Origin of the sequence: Pseudomonas sp. M30-35, assembly GCF_002163625.1 — a bacterium.
In the GTDB taxonomy this organism is placed as follows: Bacteria; Pseudomonadota; Gammaproteobacteria; order Pseudomonadales; family Pseudomonadaceae; genus Aquipseudomonas.
Window position 1 is genome coordinate 1,052,716 of record NZ_CP020892.1, and the last position, 21,709, is coordinate 1,074,424.

19 protein-coding genes, 2 tRNA genes and 1 pseudogene are annotated in these 21,709 nt (G+C 53.6%); 18 read left to right on the forward strand and 4 right to left on the reverse strand.

Translation table 11 applies throughout. From position 1 onward, the window contains the following. Window positions 1-218 precede the first annotated feature (218 nt). From ftsH to pnp, 14 genes are all read left to right on the forward strand, one after another. Window positions 219-2,159, forward strand: coding sequence for an ATP-dependent zinc metalloprotease FtsH (ftsH, locus tag B9K09_RS04935; protein WP_177408638.1), 1,941 nt, complete (start codon window positions 219-221; stop codon window positions 2,157-2,159). Window positions 2,160-2,320: 161 nt separating this feature from the next. Continuing rightward, entirely contained in the window at window positions 2,321-3,172 is an 852-nt protein-coding gene (folP, locus tag B9K09_RS04940) for a dihydropteroate synthase (protein ID WP_087515780.1), read from the forward strand. 20 nt (window positions 3,173-3,192) lie between these two features. Beyond that, complete coding sequence (glmM, locus tag B9K09_RS04945) at window positions 3,193-4,530, forward strand: phosphoglucosamine mutase (RefSeq protein WP_087515781.1); 1,338 nt, start codon at window positions 3,193-3,195, stop codon at window positions 4,528-4,530. Between the two features lie 64 nt (window positions 4,531-4,594). Continuing rightward, complete coding sequence (gene tpiA / locus B9K09_RS04950; RefSeq protein WP_087515782.1) at window positions 4,595-5,350, forward strand: triose-phosphate isomerase; 756 nt, start codon at window positions 4,595-4,597, stop codon at window positions 5,348-5,350. Window positions 5,351-5,354: 4 nt separating this feature from the next. After that, complete coding sequence (secG, locus tag B9K09_RS04955) at window positions 5,355-5,735, forward strand: preprotein translocase subunit SecG (protein ID WP_087515783.1); 381 nt, start codon at window positions 5,355-5,357, stop codon at window positions 5,733-5,735. Between the two features lie 13 nt (window positions 5,736-5,748). Further along, window positions 5,749-5,834: transfer RNA gene (locus B9K09_RS04960), tRNA-Leu, on the forward strand. A gap of 98 nt (window positions 5,835-5,932) precedes the next feature. Further along, window positions 5,933-6,009: transfer RNA gene (locus B9K09_RS04965), tRNA-Met, on the forward strand. A 133-nt stretch (window positions 6,010-6,142) separates the two neighbouring features. Beyond that, window positions 6,143-6,601, forward strand: coding sequence for a ribosome maturation factor RimP (gene rimP / locus B9K09_RS04970; RefSeq protein WP_087518987.1), 459 nt, complete (start codon window positions 6,143-6,145; stop codon window positions 6,599-6,601). A gap of 47 nt (window positions 6,602-6,648) precedes the next feature. Then, window positions 6,649-8,130 (forward strand): transcription termination factor NusA, encoded by a 1,482-nt coding sequence (gene nusA / locus B9K09_RS04975; RefSeq protein ID WP_087515784.1) that lies wholly within the window; start codon window positions 6,649-6,651, stop codon window positions 8,128-8,130. A gap of 25 nt (window positions 8,131-8,155) precedes the next feature. Then, window positions 8,156-10,663, forward strand: a complete 2,508-nt coding sequence (infB, locus tag B9K09_RS04980) for a translation initiation factor IF-2 (RefSeq protein WP_087515785.1) — start codon at window positions 8,156-8,158, stop codon at window positions 10,661-10,663. Between the two features lie 110 nt (window positions 10,664-10,773). Further along, window positions 10,774-11,175, forward strand: a complete 402-nt coding sequence (gene rbfA, locus B9K09_RS04985; protein WP_087515786.1) for a 30S ribosome-binding factor RbfA — start codon at window positions 10,774-10,776, stop codon at window positions 11,173-11,175. 3 nt (window positions 11,176-11,178) lie between these two features. Then, complete coding sequence (gene truB, locus B9K09_RS04990; protein WP_087515787.1) at window positions 11,179-12,096, forward strand: tRNA pseudouridine(55) synthase TruB; 918 nt, start codon at window positions 11,179-11,181, stop codon at window positions 12,094-12,096. Window positions 12,097-12,305: 209 nt separating this feature from the next. Continuing rightward, window positions 12,306-12,575 (forward strand): 30S ribosomal protein S15, encoded by a 270-nt coding sequence (rpsO, locus tag B9K09_RS04995; protein WP_010487557.1) that lies wholly within the window; start codon window positions 12,306-12,308, stop codon window positions 12,573-12,575. A gap of 268 nt (window positions 12,576-12,843) precedes the next feature. Next, window positions 12,844-14,949: a polyribonucleotide nucleotidyltransferase gene (gene pnp / locus B9K09_RS05000; RefSeq protein ID WP_087515788.1), complete on the forward strand. Its 2,106-nt coding sequence runs from the start codon at window positions 12,844-12,846 to the stop codon at window positions 14,947-14,949. Window positions 14,950-15,045: 96 nt separating this feature from the next. Here the strand turns inward: pnp and B9K09_RS05005 are convergent. Then, window positions 15,046-15,721, reverse strand: a pseudogene (locus B9K09_RS05005) (ArsR/SmtB family transcription factor). A 73-nt stretch (window positions 15,722-15,794) separates the two neighbouring features. Between B9K09_RS05005 and B9K09_RS05010 the strand changes: the two are divergent. The 4 genes from B9K09_RS05010 to B9K09_RS05025 all read left to right on the forward strand — a co-directional run bounded on the left by B9K09_RS05010 (window position 15,795) and on the right by B9K09_RS05025 (window position 19,510). Beyond that, a complete protein-coding gene (locus B9K09_RS05010; RefSeq protein ID WP_087515789.1) occupies window positions 15,795-17,072 on the forward strand; it encodes an MFS transporter in 1,278 nt (425 codons plus the stop codon). A 42-nt stretch (window positions 17,073-17,114) separates the two neighbouring features. After that, a complete protein-coding gene (locus B9K09_RS05015; RefSeq protein ID WP_371917434.1) occupies window positions 17,115-18,602 on the forward strand; it encodes a tetratricopeptide repeat protein in 1,488 nt (495 codons plus the stop codon). Between the two features lie 205 nt (window positions 18,603-18,807). Next, on the forward strand, window positions 18,808-19,179 hold the full coding sequence (locus tag B9K09_RS05020; RefSeq protein WP_087515790.1) for a BON domain-containing protein: 372 nt from the start codon (window positions 18,808-18,810) through the stop codon (window positions 19,177-19,179). A gap of 133 nt (window positions 19,180-19,312) precedes the next feature. Then, window positions 19,313-19,510, forward strand: a complete 198-nt coding sequence (locus B9K09_RS05025) for a CsbD family protein (RefSeq protein ID WP_087515791.1) — start codon at window positions 19,313-19,315, stop codon at window positions 19,508-19,510. 58 nt (window positions 19,511-19,568) lie between these two features. Here B9K09_RS05025 and B9K09_RS05030 read toward each other — a convergent pair whose 3' ends face one another. The 3 genes from B9K09_RS05030 to B9K09_RS05040 are packed head-to-tail and all read right to left on the reverse strand — an operon-like array spanning window position 19,569 to window position 21,700. Then, complete coding sequence (locus tag B9K09_RS05030; protein WP_177408639.1) at window positions 19,569-21,026, reverse strand: rhomboid family intramembrane serine protease; 1,458 nt, start codon at window positions 21,024-21,026, stop codon at window positions 19,569-19,571. Between the two features lie 58 nt (window positions 21,027-21,084). Beyond that, window positions 21,085-21,375: a DUF2845 domain-containing protein gene (locus B9K09_RS05035; RefSeq protein ID WP_371917447.1), complete on the reverse strand. Its 291-nt coding sequence runs from the start codon at window positions 21,373-21,375 to the stop codon at window positions 21,085-21,087. Between the two features lie 34 nt (window positions 21,376-21,409). Beyond that, complete coding sequence (locus B9K09_RS05040; protein WP_087515794.1) at window positions 21,410-21,700, reverse strand: DUF2845 domain-containing protein; 291 nt, start codon at window positions 21,698-21,700, stop codon at window positions 21,410-21,412. Between the last annotated feature and the right edge of the window lie 9 nt (window positions 21,701-21,709).

Genomic DNA, 21,709 nt, shown 5'->3' on the forward strand with positions numbered 1-21,709 from the left:
TGAAACCTAGGACGGGGTTGTCAGTCTTATGTATACCTAGATATTTAGGCGTGTTGGATTAGGAATTTCGCGAGTCGCGAGTCGCGGCTCATAAAGGGTTACAGACAGCGCCTGCAATAAAGGGGCGTAGTGTAGTAAGTTAGATCGGTACATAACTGGTCGTCATGCGAGGCATGCTCGCGCACGGGCTTGCTTCAGAGGGTAGGTAATTGAACGACATGGCAAAAAATCTGATCTTGTGGCTAATCATCGCGGCCGTTTTAGTGACCGTGATGAATAATTTCTCTAGTCCGAACGAGTCGAATAAGCTCAATTATTCTGAGTTCATTCAGCAGGTTCAAGAGGGCGAAGTTAAGCGTGTGACGGTTGATGGTTACATCATCAGCGGTGTGCATTCTGACGGCAGCTCGTTTGAAACCGTGCGCCCGGCTATTCAGGATAATGGCCTGATTAAAGACTTGATCGACAACAAGGTCGATATTGTCGGTAAGCAGCCAGAGCGTCAGAGCATCTGGACGCAGTTGCTGGTTGCCAGTTTCCCGATTCTGGTAATCATTGCCGTGTTCATGTTCTTTATGCGCCAGATGCAAGGCGGTGCCGGCGGTAAAGGCGGGCCGATGAGCTTTGGTAAGAGCAAGGCGCGTCTGCTCTCTGAAGACCAGGTTAAAACGACCTTTGCTGACGTCGCTGGTTGCGACGAGGCCAAGGAAGAAGTGAGCGAGCTGGTTGAATTCTTGCGTGATCCGGGCAAGTTCCAGCGTCTCGGCGGGCGTATCCCGCGCGGCGTACTGATGGTCGGCTCGCCGGGTACGGGTAAAACCTTGCTGGCCAAGGCGGTTGCCGGTGAAGCTAAGGTGCCGTTCTTCACTATTTCCGGTTCTGACTTCGTCGAGATGTTTGTCGGTGTAGGTGCTTCGCGTGTTCGTGACATGTTCGAGCAAGCCAAGAAGCATGCGCCGTGCATCATCTTTATCGATGAAATCGACGCCGTCGGTCGCCATCGTGGCGCTGGCATGGGTGGCGGTCACGATGAGCGTGAGCAGACACTTAACCAGTTGCTGGTTGAAATGGATGGCTTTGAAGCGAATGACGGCATCATCGTTATTGCTGCAACCAACCGTCCGGATGTACTCGACCCGGCATTGCTGCGTCCAGGCCGTTTCGACCGCCAGGTTGTTGTGGGGCTGCCAGATATTCGTGGTCGCGAGCAGATTCTCAAAGTGCACATGCGTAAAGTGCCAATGGGTGAAGACGTCAAGCCCGCTGTTATTGCGCGCGGTACGCCGGGCTTCTCCGGTGCGGATCTGGCCAACTTGGTCAACGAAGCGTCATTGTTCGCTGCGCGTTCGGGCAAGCGCCTGGTCGAGATGAAAGAATTCGAGCTGGCTAAAGACAAGATCATGATGGGCGCTGAGCGCAAAACCATGGTCATGTCGGATAAAGAAAAGCTCAACACCGCTTATCACGAAGCAGGCCACGCGATTGTCGGCCGCCTGGTGCCTGAGCACGATCCGGTCTATAAGGTTTCGATCATTCCACGCGGCCGTGCGCTGGGTGTGACTATGTTCTTGCCTGAGGAGGATCGTTACAGCCTCAGCAAGCGCGCCTTGATCAGTCAGATTTGCTCGCTGTTCGGTGGTCGTATCGCCGAAGAAATGACTTTAGGCTTTGATGGTGTAACCACCGGGGCTTCCAACGACATCATGCGTGCGACTCAATTGGCTCGGAACATGGTGACCAAGTGGGGCTTGTCAGAAAAGCTCGGGCCACTGATGTATGCCGAGGAAGAGGGTGAAGTATTCCTGGGTCGCAGCATGGGCAGTCAAAGCAGCAATATTTCTGGCGATACCGCCAAGCTGATTGACCAGGAAATTCGCAGCATCATCGATGGTTGTTACGATACTGCCAAGCGCATGCTTGAAGAGAATCGCGACAAGCTTGAAGCAATGGCTGAAGCCTTGATGAAGTACGAAACCATTGATGCTGACCAAATTGAAGACATCATGTGTGGTCGCATACCGCGCGAGCCGCGTGACTGGCCGGGCGATGGCGGTGCAGGTACGCCTGTTGATCCAAGCCTGAATTCGGATAACACGCCTGGTTCTGATAAGCCAGACACGCCTGAAAAACCGATTGGTGGCCCAGCGACAGAAGTTTAAGGCTCTGTTGCTGTATCACTCGCAGTCACTGTAAAAGCGCGCCGGAATACTTCGTAGAGGAGTCTTCCGGCGTTTTGCTTTGCTGGTCAGTAAAGTTTGCTCGGTGATGCAGGCCGGGTAAAATGTTGGCTTGAGTTGCTCACGTTTTTTTCAGGTTCTACATGACGCTAAAGCACAGTTTCAGCCCGCTGCCTTGTGGTGGCCGGATTCTTGATCTGGCCCGTACGCAAGTGATGGGTATCCTCAATGTGACACCTGATTCGTTTTCCGATGGCGGTCGTTTCAGTCAGCGCGATGCGGCGTTGCGTCATGCTGAGGCCATGTGGCGTGCAGGCGCTACGCTGATAGATATCGGTGGTGAATCAACCAGGCCTGGTGCACAGGCGGTGTCTGTCGATCAAGAGCTTGATCGAGTTGCTTCAGTGATTGAAGTGATTGCGGCTGAGCTGGATGTGATTGTTTCGGTCGATACCTCAACCCCAGAGGTTATGATCGAGGCGGGGCGTCTGGGTGCAGGCTTAATCAACGATGTACGCTCATTGCAGCGTGAAGGGGCCTTGGCGGCTGCTGCAACAACAGGTCTGCCTGTGTGTCTGATGCACATGCGAGGTGAGCCGACGACCATGCAGCAAAGCCCGCAATACGCCGATGTGGTTGCCGAGGTTGAAGGTTTTCTGGTTGAACGCATGCAGGCTTGTGCGGCCGCGGGTATTGCCAGCGATAAGCTGCTGTTGGACCCCGGTTTTGGCTTTGCTAAGACCCTTGAACACAACCTGAGCCTGTTCAAGCGCATGGAATCCCTTCACGGGTTGGGGCGGCCATTGTTGGTGGGCGTTTCGCGTAAAAGCATGATCGGCCGTGTGCTGGGTCATGAGGTCGATGGCCGTTTATCTGGCAGTCTGGCGCTTGCAGCGCTGGCAGTTACCAAAGGTGCGCACATCTTGCGGGTGCATGATGTGGCAGAAACAGTTGATGTAGTGCGGATGATTGCTGCGGTTGAGGCTGCAGAATAACTATTTAGGGAAGACGACTTATGGCGCGTAAATATTTTGGTACTGACGGTATTCGTGGCCGTGTAGGTGACTATCCGATTACCCCTGACTTTATGCTCAAGCTGGGCTGGGCTGCCGGCATGGCATTTCGTAAGCAGGGTGTATGCCGAATTTTGATCGGTAAAGACACGCGCATTTCTGGTTATATGTTTGAGTCTGCGCTAGAGGCCGGGTTATCTGCTGCGGGTGCCGATGTGATGCTGCTTGGGCCTATGCCAACGCCGGCAATCGCCTATCTGACCCGTACTTTTCATGCCGATGCGGGCATCGTAATTAGCGCGTCGCATAACCCGCATGATGACAACGGCATCAAGTTTTTCTCAGGGCAGGGCACCAAGCTGCCGGATGAGGTCGAGCAACTGATCGAAGATTTGCTGGATACGCCAATGACCGTGGTTGAGTCCGCCAAGTTGGGTAAGGTGTCGCGAATCAATGATGCTGCGGGTCGTTACATCGAATTCTGTAAGAGCAGTGTGCCTACCAGCACCAGCTTTGCTGGATTGAAAGTGGTTCTCGATTGTGCCCATGGGGCGGCATACAAGGTCGCGCCGAGCGTGTTTCGTGAGCTGGGTGCTGACGTAGTGGTGCTTTCGGCTGAACCTAATGGGCTGAATATCAACCATGGCTGCGGTTCGACGCACATTGAAAACCTGCAAGCTGAGGTCGTCGCGCAAGAGGCTGATTTGGGTATTGCTTTTGATGGTGATGCCGACCGGGTGTTGATGGTTGATCATACCGGCGCCTTGGTTGATGGCGATGAGTTGCTGTTTATCATTGCGCGAGACCTGCAAGAGCGCGGCAAGTTGCAGGGCGGTATTGTGGGTACGCTGATGAGCAACCTGGGGCTTGAGCTGGGCTGTGCGGAGCTGAATATCCCGTTCGTGCGAGCCAATGTCGGTGATCGTTATGTGATTGCTGAGCTGCTTGAGCGCGATTGGGTGTTGGGCGGTGAAAACTCAGGCCACATTGTTTGCTTCCAGCACACCTCGACCGGAGATGCGATTATCGCAGCCTTGCAAGTATTGCTGGCCGTGCGTCGTCGTGAGCAGCCATTAGCGCAGGCCCGTCAAGGGATGCGTAAATGCCCACAAGTATTGGTTAATGTCCGTTTTAAAGGTGGTGTTGATCCGCTGGAACATCCTTCGGTTAAAGAAGCATGTGCGCGCGTGACGGAGAAAATGGCCGGTCGTGGGCGTGTTCTATTGCGCAAATCCGGCACTGAGCCGCTGGTTCGAGTGATGGTTGAAGGCGAGGAAGAAGCCCTGGTTCGCGGCTATGCCGATGAATTAGCTAAAATTGTTGCAGAAGTATGTGGTTGAACAGCTTGCCAGTCACGGCAGCGCTGGGTATCATCTGCGCCCTCTTTGATCGACGAGGTATTGCATGCGTCGCCCCATGGTAGCTGGTAACTGGAAAATGCACGGTACCCGCGCTAGCGTCGCAGAGCTGATCAAGGGTCTTCGTCAGTTGGCGTTGTCGACTGGCGTAGATGTCGCGGTGTTTCCACCTTGTCTGTACGTTGGCCAGGTTGTAGAAGGTCTGGCAGGTAAATCGGTGGTGGTAGGTGCGCAGAATTGTGCGTATGAGCCATTGCAGGGTGCCTTGACGGGTGAAGTGGCTGCGAGTCAGTTGCATGATGCGGGTTGTAAGATGGTTTTGGTTGGGCACTCTGAGCGACGTTTGTTGTTGGGTGAGTCTGATGAAGCCGTAGCACGCAAGTTTGCAGCGGCTCAGTCATGTGGTCTGACTCCGATTCTGTGTGTGGGTGAAACCCGCGAGCAGCGAGAGGCAGGCAAGACACTGGAAGTAGTAGGTCGCCAGCTTGATAGCGTCTTTGAGTCGCTGGGTGTTGGAGTGTTTGCGCAGGCCGTGATTGCTTATGAACCTGTATGGGCGATAGGCACCGGTTTGACAGCTACTCCAGATGAAGCGCAAAGCGTTCATGCGGCGATACGCGCGCAGCTCGCGGCAGAAAATGCTGAAGTGGCACGTGGCGTAAGAATTTTATATGGCGGCAGTGTTAAGGCCGCTAATGCTGCCGAACTATTCGGTATGCCGGATATCGATGGGGGGCTTGTTGGTGGAGCCTCTCTGAATGCGGATGAATTCGGTGCGATTTGTCGCGCCGCGGGAAACTGAGAAAATGCTGGAAACAGTCATAGTAGTACTTCATCTGTTGGGCGCTATTGGCGTTGTTGTGCTGGTTTTATTGCAGCAGGGCAAGGGCGCTGATGCGGGTGCATCTTTTGGTTCGGGTGCTTCGGCTACTGTGTTTGGTAGTCAAGGTTCCTCTACCTTTTTGAGTAGAGTTACTGCTATACTCTCAGCCGCTTTTTTCATTACTAGCCTGGGCTTAGCCTACTTAGCTAATGAAAAAGCTGATGTGTCAGCTCAAGTAGGTTTGCCAGATCCGGCAGTCTTGGAAACACCTCAGACTCAGCCGGTCATCGAAGATGTACCGGTGCTCGAAGAGCAAAATGCAGCTGATAAAGCCGCTGATGTGCCTCAAGCTCCAGAGCAGTAATAAAGTAATATTTGCCGAGGTGGTGGAATTGGTAGACACGCAACCTTGAGGTGGTTGTGCCCATAGGGTGTAGGGGTTCGAGTCCCCTTCTCGGTACCAATTGTCAAGCAAGCCCGCTACATGCGGGCTTGCTTGTTGATGGGGCTTTGGTTGACCCGTAGCAGGGTTCAGCCGTATAATCCGGCCCCCGGCTTTGACGCGGGATGGAGCAGTCTGGTAGCTCGTCGGGCTCATAACCCGAAGGTCGTCGGTTCAAATCCGGCTCCCGCAACCAGTAGTAGCGGAGCCCCTTTGCAAGGGGCTTTTTGCTAGCTGAGAGACAGCTTTACTTACCTTGCGAAGAGGTAAGCTAAATGGATGGGCGTTTCGCCCATTTTTTATTTGCACAGCATGCGCGAGGGGTTCGAGTGTCGAGCAAGCTAGAACAGTTGCAGGACTTGCTGGCCCCGATAGTCGAGGAACTTGGCTATCAGTGCTGGGGCATTGAGTTTCTGTCCCAAGGGCGGCATTCGCTGCTAAGAATTTATATTGATCATGCTGATGGTGTTCTCGTCGAAGACTGCGAGAAAGTAAGTCGGCAGATCAGCGGTGTTTTGGATGTAGAAGATCCGATCACGGCTGAATACACCTTGGAAGTTTCATCTCCAGGTATGGATCGACCACTTTTCACTTTGGCGCAGTTTGCTGCGTTTGCGGGTGAGCAAGTGAAAATCAAGCTGCGTTCGCCTTTCGAAGGGCGCCGTAACTTTCAAGGCCTTCTGCGTGGTATTGAAGAGCAGGATGTCGTGGTGCAGGTTGATGATCATGAATTCCTTTTGCCGATCGATATGATCGACAAGGCCAACATTATCCCAAGGTTTGATTGAGACGCGGATCCCGCGGATCCAATGGATTGCGAAAGGCGAGGCGTACGATGAGCAAAGAAGTATTGCTGGTTGTTGAGTCGGTATCCAATGAAAAGGGCGTACCGGCGAGTGTGATTTTTGAAGCGCTGGAGTTGGCTTTGGCCACGGCGACCAAAAAACGATTTGAAGACGAAGTCGACCTGCGTGTAGCGATTGATCGCCACACCGGTAATTATGAGACTTTCCGTCGCTGGACCATTGTTGAAGATGCAGAGCTGGATGATCCAGCGCATCAACTGACTCCAGATATGGAACAAGCCATGAAATCCGACGCTAAAGTCGGTGAAGTGCTTGAAGAAAAAATTGATTCGATTGAGTTCGGTCGCATCGCTGCACAGACTGCTAAGCAAGTCATCGTGCAAAAGGTTCGTGAAGCAGAGCGCGCTCAAGTAGTTGAAGCGTATCGCGAGCGTTTGGGTGAGATCGTCGCTGGTACCGTTAAAAAAGTTACTCGTGACAACGTTATTGTTGACTTGGGTAACAACGCTGAAGCGCTGTTGGCTCGCGAAGATATTATCTCGCGTGAGACTTTCCGTGTGGGTGCGCGTCTGCGTGCACTGCTTAAGGAAATTCGCACTGAGAACCGTGGTCCGCAACTGATCCTTTCGCGTACTGCTCCTGAAATGCTGATCGAACTGTTCCGCATTGAAGTACCAGAAATCGCTGAAGGGTTGATTGAAGTTATGGCTGCATCCCGTGATCCGGGGTCGCGCGCCAAGATTGCAGTTCGCTCGAAAGATAAGCGTATTGATCCTCAGGGTGCCTGCATTGGTATGCGCGGTTCGCGCGTTCAGGCGGTCTCTGGTGAGTTGGTTGGTGAGCGTGTCGATATCGTACTGTGGGATGACAATTCTGCGCAGTTCGTTATCAACGCGATGTCCCCTGCTGAAGTCGCTGCAATCATTGTCGACGAAGATGCCCATGCCATGGACATCGCCGTAGGCGAAGACAACCTTGCTCAAGCAATTGGGCGTGGTGGTCAGAACGTACGTTTGGCGAGTCAATTGACTGGCTGGACGCTTAACGTAATGACTGAAGCGGATATTCAAGAGAAACAACAGGCTGAGACTGGCGATATTCTGCAGCGTTTCATCGACGAGTTGGAAGTTGATGAGGAGTTGGCGCAGGTACTGGTTGAAGAAGGCTTTACCAGCCTGGAAGAAATTGCCTATGTGCCGATGGAAGAAATGCTCAGCATCGACGGTTTTGATGAAGAAATCGTTAATGAGCTGCGTTCACGGGCTAAAGATCGCCTGTTGACTCGTGCCATCGCCACAGAAGAAAAACTGGCAGACGCCCAGCCAGCCGAAGACCTGCTCTCACTTGAGGGTATGGAGAAAGGCCTGGCACAGGAACTGGCAGTACGCGGTGTGGTTACCCGCGAAGACCTGGCCGAGCAGTCGATTGACGACCTGCTCGACATCGACGGCATCGACGCAGATCGTGCCGGCAAGCTGATCATGGCCGCCCGAGCCCATTGGTTCGAGTAGTTTTACGGCCTGAGGAGAGAAGTGCATGACGCAAGTCACGGTGAAAGAACTGGCCCAAGTGGTCGACACACCGGTAGAGCGCCTGCTGCAGCAGATGCGTGAGGCGGGATTGCCGCACAGCAGTGCCGAGCAAGTTGTCACCGATAATGAGAAGCAAGCATTGCTTGCTCATCTCAAGAGTAGTCATGGCGATAAAAAGGCTGAAGAGCCGCGCAAGATTACTCTGCAACGCAAAACCACCAGCACGCTACGCGTGGCTGGCAGCAAAACTATCAGTGTTGAAGTGCGCAAGAAGAAAACCTTCGTTAAGCGTAGCGCTGAAGAGATCGAAGCTGAGAAGCAACGTGAGCTCGAAGAGCAGCGTGCTGCAGCTGAAGCTGCGCGCCTGAAAGCTGAGGAAGAAGCCAAGCGTAAAGCTGCTGAAGAAGCTAAAAAAGCTCCTGCAGCCGCTCAAGCCACTCCAGCTACTGTTGACGCACCTGCGTCAGCTGCTGAAGTGCCAGCGCCTGTTGCCACTCCGATGCCGGCTGACGTTCCTGCGGTTGATGAACGCAAAAAAGACGAGCCTCGCCGTCCTGATAAAACGCGCAATGACGATGATCGTCGTACCGAGCGTAAGTCGGGTTCGCATCGTCCAGCTGTTAAAGAGAAAGCGCCAGCTCCACGCGTTGCCCCTCGTACAGTTGACGAAGAGAGCGATGGTCACCGTCGTGGTGGTCGTGGCAAGTCGAAACTGAAAAAACGCAATCAGCACGGTTTCCAGAGCCCAATGGGCCCGGTTGTACGTGATGTTGCCATCGGCGAAACCATCACTGTTGGCGAACTCGCTGGGCAGATGTCGGTTAAAGCCGCTGAAGTTATCAAGTTCATGTTCAAGATGGGCACTCCGGTGACCATCAACCAGGTACTGGACCAGGAAACTGCCCAGTTGATCGCAGAAGAGCTGGGCCACAAGGTCAAGCTGGTTAGCGATAACGCACTTGAAGAGCAATTGGCTGCATCGTTGAAGTACGACGGTGAAGCAATCTCTCGTGCCCCGGTTGTGACCGTAATGGGTCACGTTGACCACGGTAAGACATCGCTGCTCGACTACATTCGTCGTGCCAAGGTGGCCTCTGGCGAAGCCGGTGGTATCACTCAGCACATCGGTGCCTACCACGTAGAAACCGAGCGAGGCATGGTGACCTTCCTTGATACTCCGGGTCACGCTGCGTTTACGCAGATGCGTGCTCGTGGTGCCAAGGCGACCGACATCGTGATTCTGGTTGTGGCTGCAGACGACGGTGTAATGCCGCAGACCGAAGAAGCTGTTCAGCATGCGAAAGCAGCTGGCGTTCCATTGGTTGTTGCAGTCAACAAGATCGACAAGCAAGGCGCTGATCTTGATCGCATCAAGAACGACCTGGCTGGCCGTGAAGTTGTTCCGGAAGAGTGGGGTGGTAACACTCAATTCGTACCGGTTTCGGCTAAAGAAGGTACTGGCGTTGACGAATTGCTTGAAGCTGTATTGCTGCAAGCTGAACTGTTGGAACTCAAAGCTACTCCGTCGGCTCCAGGTCGTGGTGTAGTCGTTGAGTCGCGCCTCGATAAGGGCCGCGGTCCAGTTGCAACCGTACTGGTACAAGACGGTACGCTGCGTCAGGGCGACATGGTTCTGGTTGGTTCGAACTACGGCCGCATCCGCGCCATGATCGACGAGAACGGCAAGTCGATCAAAGAAGCGGGTCCATCGATTCCGGTTGAGATCCTTGGTCTTGACGGTACGCCAGAAGCTGGCGATGACATGACTGTTGTTGCTGACGAGAAGAAAGCCCGTGAAGTGGCTCTGTTCCGTCAAGGCAAGTTCCGTGAAGTTAAGCTGGCGCGTGCTCACGCAGGCAAGCTGGAAAACATCTTCGAGAACATGGGCCAGGAAGAGAAGAAGACGCTTAACATCGTCCTCAAATCTGACGTTCGTGGCTCGTTGGAAGCGTTGCAAGGTTCGCTTAGCGGTCTTGGTAACGATGAAGTACAAGTGCGCGTAGTAGGCGGCGGTGTCGGTGGTATCACCGAGAGCGATGCTAACTTGGCACTGGCTTCCAACGCTGTTCTGTTCGGCTTCAACGTTCGTGCTGATGCTGGCGCGCGTAAGATCGTCGAGCAAGAGTCGCTGGATATGCGTTATTACAACGTTATCTACGACATCATCGAAGACGTCAAGAAGGCCCTGACCGGCATGCTCGGCAGCGATGTTCGCGAGAACATTCTCGGTACTGCTGAAGTACGTGACGTGTTCCGTTCGCCTAAGTTCGGCGCCATTGCCGGTTGTATGGTTATCGAAGGTGTTGTTCACCGTAACCGTCCAATCCGTGTACTGCGCGACGACGTGGTGATCTACGAAGGCGAACTTGAGTCGCTGCGTCGCTTCAAAGACGATATGGCTGAAGTGCGTAACGGCATGGAGTGCGGTATTGGCGTCAAGAGCTACAACGACGTCAAGGTCGGCGACAAGATCGAAGTGTACGAGAAAGTCCAGGTGGCTCGTAGCCTGTAAGGCTTCTGCCGCAACATGCAAACGCCCGGCCCTGCTTATGCACGGCCGGGCGTTTGCCGCTTTTGAGTCTGATGCTTTTGTGGCTTCAGACGGGTAATTAGGTAGTAAAAATGGCAAAAGAATACAGCCGTGCCCAGCGTATCGGCGACCAGATGCAGCGTGAGCTGGCGCAGTTAATTCTTCGCGAAGTCAAAGATCCACGCGTCAGTGGTTTGGTAACTGTGACCGCTGTCGAAGTGAGTCGCGATGCTAGCCACGCCAAAGTGTTTATCACTGTGATGGGCGCTGAGATTGATGCCGAGAGCATTCGTCTGAGTGTCAAAGTGCTGAACGATGCCAGCGGCTTTCTGCGTATGCAGCTAGGCAAGGCGATGAAGCTGCGTAGCGTGCCAAACCTGCGTTTCCACTATGACGAAAGCGTCATTCGTGGTGCTCAGCTGTCGGCGTTGATCGAGCGCGCAGTGACTGAAGATCGTCAGCATGACGACGAAGCAACTGATGCCAAGGAGTAAGTCGTGGCTCAGGTAAAACGTATTCGTCGCAAGGTTAACGGCATCATCCTGCTGGATAAGCCGAAGGGCTTCAGCTCCAATGCAGCACTGCAAAAAGTGCGCTGGTTGCTCAATGCCGAAAAGGCTGGCCACACCGGCAGTCTCGACCCATTGGCGACGGGTGTATTGCCGTTGTGCTTTGGTGAGGCGACCAAGTTTTCGCAGTATTTGCTCGATGCCGACAAGGGCTATGAAACCCTGATGCAGCTGGGCGTTACCACCACTACGGCAGATGCCGAAGGTGAAGTTATCGAGCGTAAGCCGGTCACTGTTGTGGGCGCTGATATTGAAGCTGTATTGCCGCAATTTCGGGGTGACATAAAGCAGATTCCACCGATGTATTCGGCGCTTAAGCGTGACGGTCAGCCATTGTACAAGCTAGCCCGAGCAGGCGAAGTGGTTGAGCGTGAGCCGCGTGCAGTGACTATTACCCGTTTGGAGCTGTTGTCCTGTGAGGCTGAAGTTGCAAGCCTTGCGGTAGATTGCACCAAGGGCACTTACATCCGCACGCTGGTTGAAGATATCGGCAATCTGCTCGGATGCGGCGCCCACGTTGCAGAGCTGCGCAGAACCAAAGCCGGCCCGTTCAATCTGACTCAAACCGTCACTTTGGAAGAGCTTGAAGCGGTGCATGCAGATGGCGGTAACGAAGCCGTTGATCGCTTCTTGCAGCCAGTCGATAGTGGCTTGGAACACTGGCCACTGCTGCAGTTTTCCGAGCATAGCTCGTTCTACTGGCTGCAGGGTCAAGCGGTACGCGCCCCGGATGCGCCGAAGTTTGGCATGGTTCGGGTGCAGGATCACAACGGTCGCTTTATTGGTATCGGTGAAGTGAGCGAAGATGGCCGTATTGCACCACGTCGGTTGATTCGCTCTGAGTGAACAAACCGTAGTAGAATGCGCGGCCAGCGAATTTAGTAACCTAAGTTCCAGAAAGAATTTGAGAGCTGCTTAGAGCGCAGGCGCTATAAGTGGCTCTCACACAGAGGATGGCTGTTAATAGGCACGGTCACTCCTCACTTTAAAACATGGGAAGCAGTTCCCAGCCTATTGCGACCGTTTTGCGGTCGCCTGAATGAGAGGAAGCCACCATGGCACTCAGCGTTGAAGAAAAAGCCCAAATCGTAAACGACTACAAGCAAGCTGAAACTGATACTGGTAGCCCAGAAGTGCAAGTTGCACTGCTGTCTGCCAACATCAACAAGCTGCAAGGCCACTTCAAGGCCAACGGTAAAGACCACCACTCGCGTCGTGGCCTGATCCGTATGGTTAACCAGCGTCGTAAGCTGCTGGATTACCTGAAGGGTAAAGATGTTAGCCGTTACAGCGCCCTGATCGGTCGCCTGGGTCTGCGTCGCTAAGCGATGCTTGCGCGTAGCTGAATGCTGAAGCTGGAAGTGGGTTTATCCCACTTCCAGCTTTTGTGTTTCAGCTACATGCATTTTGGACAGTCTCGGGCCGATTCCCGCAACTGCCCACGAATTGTTTTACCCCTGTTACACAGGTAGAAAATTAGGAATCCTCGGAAAAGCTAGTGAGCGCAGGCAGGACATCTCAACGCCAAGCGCAGCCATTTTTCGCAGAGTTCCCGCAAGTTTCCCCCAAGGCAATATAGAGAAGGAAAACACCGTGAACCCGGTAATTAAGAAGTTTCAATTCGGTCAATCGACCGTAACCCTCGAGACTGGCCGTATCGCCCGTCAGGCCTCTGGCTCCGTGCTGGTCACCGTTGACGACGACGTTGCTGTTCTGGTTGCTGTAACCGGCGCCAAAACCGCTGACCCGAGCAAAGGTTTTTTCCCGCTGTCCGTGCACTACCAGGAAAAAACCTACGCAGCCGGTAAAATCCCTGGTGGTTTCTTCAAGCGTGAAGCACGTCCTTCCGAGAAAGAAACCCTGACTTCGCGTCTGATCGACCGTCCGATCCGTCCGTTGTTTCCAGAAGGTTTCCAAAACGAAGTGCAGGTTATCTGCACCGTTATCTCCACCAGCAAGAAGACTGATCCGGACGTCGCTGCGATGATCGGTACTTCGGCTGCTTTGGCTATTTCGGGTATCCCGTTCAATGGCCCAATCGGTGCTGCGCGCGTAGCTTTCCACCCGGAAACAGGCTACCTGCTGAACCCGAACTACGAACAGCTCAAGGCTTCGAGCCTGGACATGGTCGTAGCCGGCACCAAAGACGCCGTATTGATGGTTGAATCGGAAGCCAAAGAGCTGACCGAAGACCAGATGCTGGGCGCAGTATTGTTCGCCCACGACGAATTCCAGGTTGTAATCGACGCTGTTGCCGAATTGGCAGCCGAAGCCGCCAAGCCGACTTGGGACTGGCAGCCAAAGGCTGAGAACACTGCACTGCTTAACGCTATTCGTGGCGAATTTGGCGATGCAATCTCTCAGGCTTATACCATCACCGTTAAGCACGAGCGCTATGCGCGTTTGGGCGAGTTGCGCAATGAGGTCGTTGCCAAGTTCTCCGGTGAAGAAGGTCAGCCTACTGCTGGTGAAGTCAAAGAAGTATTTGGTGAGATCGAATACCGCACCGTGCGCGAGAACATCGTAAATGGTCAGCCGCGTATCGACGGTCGTGACACTCGCACTGTACGTGGCCTGAACATCGAAGTCGGCGTTCTGGACAAAACCCACGGTTCGGCGTTGTTCACCCGTGGCGAAACTCAGGCGTTGGTTGTTGCCACTCTGGGCACCGCACGTGATGCACAGCTGCTCGATACCCTTGAAGGCGAGCGTAAAGACCCGTTCATGCTGCACTACAACTTCCCACCGTACTCGGTTGGTGAGTGTGGTCGTATGGGCGCCACTGGTCGCCGCGAGATCGGTCACGGCCGTTTGGCTCGTCGCTCTATCGCTGCCATGCTGCCAAGCGCTGATGAGTTCCCGTACACCATTCGTGTGGTATCGGAAATCACTGAATCCAACGGTTCCAGCTCCATGGCTTCGGTCTGCGGTGCATCCTTGGCACTGATGGACGCTGGTGTACCGATGAAGGCTCCAGTTGCTGGTATCGCCATGGGTCTGGTTAAAGAAGGCGAGAAATTCGCAGTTCTGACCGACATCCTGGGTGACGAAGATCACCTTGGCGACATGGACTTCAAAGTAGCGGGTACCGATAAAGGTGTTACCGCGCTGCAGATGGACATCAAGATCCAGGGCATCACCGAAGAAATCATGGAAATCGCTCTGGGCCAAGCCCTGGAAGCGCGCCTGAACATTCTCGGCCAGATGAACCAGGTTATTGCCCAGTCGCGTACAGAGTTGTCGGCTAACGCCCCAACCATGATCGCGATGAAGATCGATCAGGACAAGATCCGTGATGTGATCGGTAAAGGTGGCGCGACTATCCGTGCGATCTGTGAAGAAACCAAAGCTTCGATCGATATCGAAGACGACGGTTCGATCAAGATCTTTGGCGAAACCAAAGACGCAGCTGAAGCCGCTAGGCAGCGCGTTCTGGGCATCACTGCTGAAGCTGAAATCGGCAAGATCTATGTCGGTAAGGTTGAGCGCATTGTTGACTTCGGCGCCTTCGTAAACATCCTGCCGGGCAAAGACGGTCTGGTGCACATCTCGATGTTGAGCGATGCTCGTGTTGAGAAAGTCACCGACATTCTTAAAGAAGGTGAGGAAGTTGAAGTGTTGGTACTGGACGTGGACAACCGCGGCCGTATCAAGCTGTCGATCAAAGACGTTGCTGCTGCTAAAGCATCAGGCGTTTAATCGCGAGCAGTCTGTAGTGTAGAAAAGGGCCCCTTGCGGGCCCTTTTTTTGCCTGTGACAGGCGCGTTTTCAACCGTGTCGGGAGAAAACGGCTGATCAGCATTGAATGCCAAATTTTTTGCTCAGCTTGCTGGCCCCTTTAGGGGTTAAGGTGAGCGCTCTGGAATCGAGATGACGACTCATCCAGCCTTGTTTAAGCATCAAGTTAAGTAGTGCTGCTCCCAGTGCACCGCCGAGGTGGGGAGAACGTTCGCTCCAATCCATGCAGGGATAGGCCAAACGTCTGCGTTGGCTTAATGCGCTATCTACATCAAGCCCCATTTGGGCAAAGCTGTCTGCACCTTGTTCACTCAGGCAGTAGTCGTTGCCCTGTAAGTAAATCCAACCCTCCTGAAGCAATGCATCATGCAGCCCGACTGCAATTTCGCCGGCGCAATGGTCATAACAGGTTCGCGCATGCCTCAAGGCTGACGGTGTGCTGGGTTTGAATGTCATTGCCCGGCGATCCGTGATCGACAGCAACGCCTCTAACGCTTCGGCTACTTGGGCATTGCTCAGCCGGTAATAACGATAACGACCCTGAACATGCATCTCGACCAAGCCTTGCTCACGAAGTCGCGAAAAGTGAGCGCTTGCGGTGGAGGCGCTTACATCGGCCAGTGCGGCCAGTTCAGTTGCCGTCGAGCAGCGCGCACAGCATTCTTGAGCGTGCAGGATCAGCAATTGCACCTGCCACCGCTGCCAGAGAAAGATCCGCAGATTCAACATCCATAGTTCAGTTTTTCCCGAAGTGTCCATGTGCGAAATCATCATACTTCGGTAAAAGCACTGGAAGGAATACGTTGATGGGCGCATCGAGTTTTTTTGGTAAAAAGGTAGTGGCTGCGACTTTTTTGATGGCGGTCTTCGGCTGGGGTATTGGTTTTTATGGCCCGCCGATATTTATGTATGCCGTGATGCAGAAGACCGGCTGGTCTTTGGCACTGTGTTCGGCAGCGGTGACTGTGCACTTTCTGGCTGGCACCTTGATCGTCGTGAAACTGCCTGTTTTGTATAAGCGTGCAGGCATTCCCCTAACGACACTTCTCGGGGCGACGACCCTTGCTTTCGGTGTATATGGGTGGTCGATAGTCAGCCAGCCGTATCAGTTATTCATAGCCGCAACCCTCAGTGGGTTTGGTTGGGTCACGATGGGCGCCGCAGCGGTCAATGCAGTCATCGCTCCCTGGTTCATCAGCAAGCGCCCAGGCGCCTTGGCTATGGCCTACAACGGCGCGAGTATCGGTGGTGTCATCTTTTCATCTGTTTGGGTCTATCTGATTGGCCGGGTTGGGTTTTCATACGCCTCCATTGGGGTAGGGGCTCTGTCGGTAACAGTTATCGCTATGCTTTGCTTCTACGTTTTCAGGATTCGGCCCGGACAGATCGGCCAATACCCCGATGGCGAATCTCACGAGCCAATTGAGCAGACGCAAGCACCCAGCACTTCAGCGATATCACTATGGCGTAATAGGCAATTCCTCACGTTGACGGTGGCAATGTCTCTCGGCCTGTTCGCTCAGATTGGACTGATTAGCCAGCTGTTCTTGCTGTTGGTGGGGCACGTCGCGGAACAAGAGGCTGGGCTGGCAATGGGGCTGGCAACGGCAAGCGCAATAGTGGGCAGGTTTTTGTCCGGCTGGCTGATATCACCCAGCACCAATCGCCGTACGGTCGCCGGCATAAGCTATGGTTGCCAGTTTGCAGGGTGCCTGACCTTGATGGGCATCAGCACTTTCCCTGAGCTGCTTTGGATCGGCATGATCCTTTTTGGCATGGGGATTGGTAACGCAACTTCCCTGCCGCCACTTATCGCTCAATCAGAATTTCCCCGCCAGCAAACTCAGCGCGTAGTGACGCTGATCGTTGCAACAGCACAGGGTTGCTACGCGTTTGCTCCGGTATTTTTTGGCGCGGCCAAATCACTGTTTACAGGGGCGACGGGGGAGTTATTCATATTGGCTTTGGCTGGATGTATTCAAGTTCTTGCAATACTCGCCCTTTTTGTTGGGAGCAAAGGCTCAGAGCAATCAGGGGTAATGCTCAAGTCGTCAGGCAATGATGGGCCAAGCCCAAATATCTAGCGTGACGCGCTGCATGGCCTTGGAGTTTTCTAGGTGCAGATAATGCCCGCTGGCATTACGCTATCGCACTGGATAGCTAAGTACATATTGAGCACTCAGGAAAAACCACTTATGGACAAGACCGCTTGCCGCTATCACCCCGAGCAGCCTTCAACCTGGCTGTGCCGCTCGTGTGAGCGGAGCTACGGTGATTGTTGTATTCCCCTGAACATGGATGCGCCGGATGACGCGCCGCGTTGTCCCATGTGCAGTGGCCAGCTGGAGTTTTTGGGTGCGGCTAATACTGCGCAGCCGTTTTGGCAGCGCTTGCCAACATTTTTCCTCTACGCCTTGCAGTCTGGGCCGCTGGCATTCGCCGCGCTGCTGGCCGTTGCCAGTATCTTCATGCCGCGTTCAATTATCTTGTGGGTGATTCTGTTCAGTATTGCCACTAAGTATTTTCACAGCGTAATTGAGTCGAATAGCCTTGCGATAAAGGCAGCGCCAAGTTTGAGAAGCGCTTTTAGTGGCGAAGGCTTCAGCCTGTTTTTCAAGCAGCTTGCCGTGTTCCTGATCGCCTTTGCGGCGTTGTGGCTGGCGGCGGACTTCAACAGTGAAGCGCTTTATTGGTGTGTGAACATCGGACTGTTGCTGGTTATGCCCGCAAGCATTATCCGCTTGGCGTTGGATAAAGACTTGTCCTCGGCATTGAGCCCGGAACAAGTCTGGCAGGTCATTGCCGCAATGGGCTGGCGCTATCTGATTCTCTGCGCGTTCCTGTTTATCCTCTGGCAGTCGCCGGGTTGGGTTACTTATATGCTGTCTCATGGCTTGCCACGGGTGATTCTGTTACCGGTGATGGCCTTTGCATTCGCCTATTTCGGCGTGGTGATGTGCGCGATGATGGGCTATGCCGTATTCCAGTACCAAGGGGCGCTGGGTTATGTGATTGTTGATGAAGATAGCCATGCCGCGTTCCCTGCTGAGGAGTATCTGCGGCGTAAAGCCTTAGCTGAAACTGAGATTCGGCTCAAAGAAGGGCAGAGTGCTAATGCTCTGGAGACGCTGACCGCTGCACTGGAAAAGAATCCTGATGACCTCAAGCTCAATGAGCGCTTTCACCAGTTGCTATTCAACCTTAATGCCGCTGATCGCTGCTTGCGCCATATAGCGCATTACTTACCGCTAACGGCCAGGCTTAATCCGGCGCTTGGCGCCACCGCGTTGCTCAATGCGCGCAGGCTTAAGGCTGATTATCTGCCCTCAGAGCCTGAGGTGTGTGAACGTATTGCGGAGGCGTTGAGTAAGCGTCATAAAAATCGTGAGGCCTTGAGTCTATTGCGTAATTTGCATCAACGCGCGCCGGATTACCCACATATCCCGCGTGCATACCTGTTGGCTGCTCGTGTCTTTGCTGAGGGACTTGGGCAAGTTGAGCAAGCGCAAAAATTATTGCAGTTCGTTCGTGTGCGCTATCCACAATCACCATTGCTGGCTGAGGTGGTAAATCTCGAGGCGACGCTAGCCAAATTATCGAGCATGCCGGGTTGAGCTGAAGGTATCGTGCAATATGCCCGGTAGATTTTGATCGAACATGCGCATTGCACGAAAACTGAAAACTGGCAGTTTATGTAAGTGTATGATTTATATGAATTTATTTGTATTTTATAAGTTGGCACAGGGCCTGCAATAGTACTGGTGACGCTGCAGCTAGGATCTGGCATGCAGAATAATCAAATGTACAGGAGCGATACCCATGAAAATGCCAATTAATAAGTTCGCCTTTGCCGCTATCACCGCGACCGCCCTGAGCTTGCCGCTGGCGGGTACCGCATTTGCCGATACCTCAAGCACTCTGCAACAGCCAACCATGCTGGCCGCCAACGACACCATGGATCAAGCCGGTGAAGTTGTTACCGATACCTGGATCACCAGCAAAGTGAAGTCGACCTTCCTTGCTGATGACAGCCTAAGCGTTTTGGATATCAAGGTTGAGACCAACAAAGGTGTTGTGTCGCTGTCTGGTGTTGTTGCCACTGAAGCAGAGCGTGACTTGGCGGTAGCCAAGACCAAGGACGTCAACGGTGTTAAAGCCGTTTCGGCTGATGGCCTGAAAACAGCTGACTAATACAGTTTGCTAAGTTTGCCAGGTGCAATTGCATCTGGCGTCTTCAACGCTACTTAATGTACGCAATTTAGAGACTTCTGAAAGCTGCAGGGATTGCAGCCGTGTTTTCAGCGGTCTCAAATAGGAGCACACCATGAATTCTGATGTAATCAAAGGTAAGTGGGAGCAGCTCAATGGCCGCATCAAAGAGCGTTGGGGCAACCTGACTGACGACGATTTAGATGTAGCTGAAGGTCACAGCGAATACCTCGCAGGGAAGCTGCAAGAGCGTTACGGCTGGACCAAGGAAAAAGCTCAGGATGAGCTACGTGATTTCAGCGATAAGCTGTAATCAGCGCAACAGTTTAAAAGGCCCGCAGCTAACTCTGCGGGCCTTTTGCATTTGAGTTTCAGTGGTTATTGAGGTGTTGCAGGTATATGCCGATTTGCGCAGTCTGCTCGCTATCCGGATAGGTGCGATTTAGAAACTGCGAGAGTTCGGCCACTGCTTTCAGGTCTTGCTGGCGACCGAGCTGTTTCGCCAGTTGCAAGGTCATGGCCGGCAGCATCGGTGGACGTTGTTTGGTTTTGCAGAGCAAACGCCAGGAGGCGAGAGCAGAGGCGCCTTGATCGAGTCTCAGCAGCCGCTGTAATAGATGCAGTTGTACGTTTGGATGGCGGAGCAAAGATTGTTGCGCCGCCGTGCTGTCTGCCGCCAATCGCTTGAACAGTAGCAGGCTCTGTGCTGAGTCGGGCAGCTTGAATAATTGCTTTAACACGGCGCTGAGCAGGGTTTTATCTTGGCGGTTGAGCGCCAGTGAATACAACTTTTCCAACAACTCAGGACGGCTCGGGTAGCGCTCCAGCATGGCTAAGCCGCGGGTGCTGGCTTTTTCAAGTTCGAAGCTAGCAATTTGCTTGTCGAGGCCTGTTAGCTCACGTTTGAATTCGGCGTCTGGATCGGTTTTATTCAAATAGTCTTGATCGACGCTTAACCTGTTGCCGAGTTGAGCCAGGTAAATCGCTACAAAACCGGCACCCAAACCACCCAGGTGCGCATAGTAGTTGGTGTTGTCATTGGCCATGAACAGTCCGTACAGCTCTTTGCCCATCCACACCGGTAAAATCCATAGTGCTGGCGCACGAAAATAGCCAAACATCGGGCCTAGCCAGTAAAAGAAATTAATTCTACGCAGGCCGTAGAGCGCCAGATACATACCCATCAAACCGGAAATTGCCCCCGAAGCGCCAACGCCAGTGATCCAGGCCGGGTCCATGACCCACCAGAGCAGATGAGAGGCGACGCCGCAGGTTAGATAAAGGCCAAGATAGAGCCAGCGGCCCAGCGCTATCTCCAGGGCAAAGCCGAAGATGAACAGAAAGAGCATGTTGCCTGCTAAATGGGCAAAGCTGCCGTGCAGGAACATGGCGCCGAATAAGCCTTCAACGCTAAACCGTGCAGGGATAAAACCGAAGCGCATGCTGCTGATTTGGTCGCGCAGCTGCTCAACCTTGCTGCGCTGTGCTTGCCAATTGTTGTCGGCTAGATAATCCGAATTGTTGTGAATCGAGTTCTCAAACTGCAGGTCATACAGCACCATGCGCGCCATTTGGTTGCGGCGCACGTGCTCAAGCTGTGTGGTTGCGCTGGCTGTCAGCTCGTGCCGAGCGCTGAATGATTGAATAAATAGCGAGCGCTCCCGGCTGAGCAAACCCGCTTGCAGGTAGCTCTCGACTGCTTTCGCTTCGCGAGCGCTATCGCCACCTTGGTAACCGAAATAGATCAGCACGTTGAGGGCAATCAACAGCAGGGTCATGACTGGCGGTTTTTTCCAGTCAAGAGGGTGCTCAGCAGGAAGAATTAGCATCGACAACCGATCTGTGGTGGCATTTTGCCGAGGAGCCTAGCACTGGTGGTGCCTGGTGTCAGTTGCCGCGTTTACTGGTGACTCGTTTTAAGCGGTTGCCCTCAAAACGAATGAAATGATACATGCCACTGCGCGGCCCATAGGCCCATTCCTCAATCGCCACTTCATTGGTGTAGCCGAACGAGTCGACCGTTTGTTTATAGCCAAGAAAGTCGCGGCTGACAGGCTCGCCGCACTTGTCGAAGACCTCACTGGTCGAGTCGTCAGTGGTGACTAAAGCGCTGCCGCAGCGCAGGCTATCAGCCAAGGCGAGGCTGCTGAAGCTGAGTAATAGAGAGGCTGCCAACAATGACTTCACATGCGTTCCTATTCTGACCACCAGGTTACTGGCGCTTGCGCTCAATATGCCGCAGTCGACTGCCTTCGAATGTGAGGATGCTATTGACGCCGTTATTAGGCCCGTAAACCCATTCTTCAATTTTCATTTCGCGGCGTTCATAAGGGCCAAGGGTGTAGCCGATTACGTCGCGAAAAGCCGGTGCACCACATTTTTCCTCGACCTCGAATGCGCGGTCCCCGGTGCTAATCAGCTGGCTGCCACAGCGCATGGTGTCGTCGGCTTGAGCGACACCAGCACCAAGTGTGATAGACAGCAATACCCATAAACGCTGCATAGGTTCTCC

Bases quoted from the DNA above. Each gene is read 5' to 3' on its own strand.
- ftsH (WP_177408638.1), top strand. From the start codon at position 219: ATGGCAAAAAATCTGATCTTGTGGCTAATCATCGCGGCCGTTTTAGTG.
- folP (WP_087515780.1), top strand. From the start codon at position 2,321: ATGACGCTAAAGCACAGTTTCAGCCCGCTGCCTTGTGGTGGCCGGATT.
- glmM (WP_087515781.1), top strand. From the start codon at position 3,193: ATGGCGCGTAAATATTTTGGTACTGACGGTATTCGTGGCCGTGTAGGT.
- tpiA (WP_087515782.1), top strand. From the start codon at position 4,595: ATGCGTCGCCCCATGGTAGCTGGTAACTGGAAAATGCACGGTACCCGC.
- secG (WP_087515783.1), top strand. From the start codon at position 5,355: ATGCTGGAAACAGTCATAGTAGTACTTCATCTGTTGGGCGCTATTGGC.
- nusA (WP_087515784.1), top strand. From the start codon at position 6,649: ATGAGCAAAGAAGTATTGCTGGTTGTTGAGTCGGTATCCAATGAAAAG.
- infB (WP_087515785.1), top strand. From the start codon at position 8,156: ATGACGCAAGTCACGGTGAAAGAACTGGCCCAAGTGGTCGACACACCG.
- rbfA (WP_087515786.1), top strand. From the start codon at position 10,774: ATGGCAAAAGAATACAGCCGTGCCCAGCGTATCGGCGACCAGATGCAG.
- rpsO (WP_010487557.1), top strand. From the start codon at position 12,306: ATGGCACTCAGCGTTGAAGAAAAAGCCCAAATCGTAAACGACTACAAG.
- B9K09_RS05010 (WP_087515789.1), top strand. From the start codon at position 15,795: ATGGGCGCATCGAGTTTTTTTGGTAAAAAGGTAGTGGCTGCGACTTTT.
- B9K09_RS05015 (WP_371917434.1), top strand. From the start codon at position 17,115: ATGCCCGCTGGCATTACGCTATCGCACTGGATAGCTAAGTACATATTG.
- B9K09_RS05020 (WP_087515790.1), top strand. From the start codon at position 18,808: ATGAAAATGCCAATTAATAAGTTCGCCTTTGCCGCTATCACCGCGACC.
- B9K09_RS05025 (WP_087515791.1), top strand. From the start codon at position 19,313: ATGAATTCTGATGTAATCAAAGGTAAGTGGGAGCAGCTCAATGGCCGC.
- B9K09_RS05030 (WP_177408639.1), bottom strand. From the start codon at position 21,026: ATGCTAATTCTTCCTGCTGAGCACCCTCTTGACTGGAAAAAACCGCCA.
- B9K09_RS05040 (WP_087515794.1), bottom strand. From the start codon at position 21,700: ATGCAGCGTTTATGGGTATTGCTGTCTATCACACTTGGTGCTGGTGTC.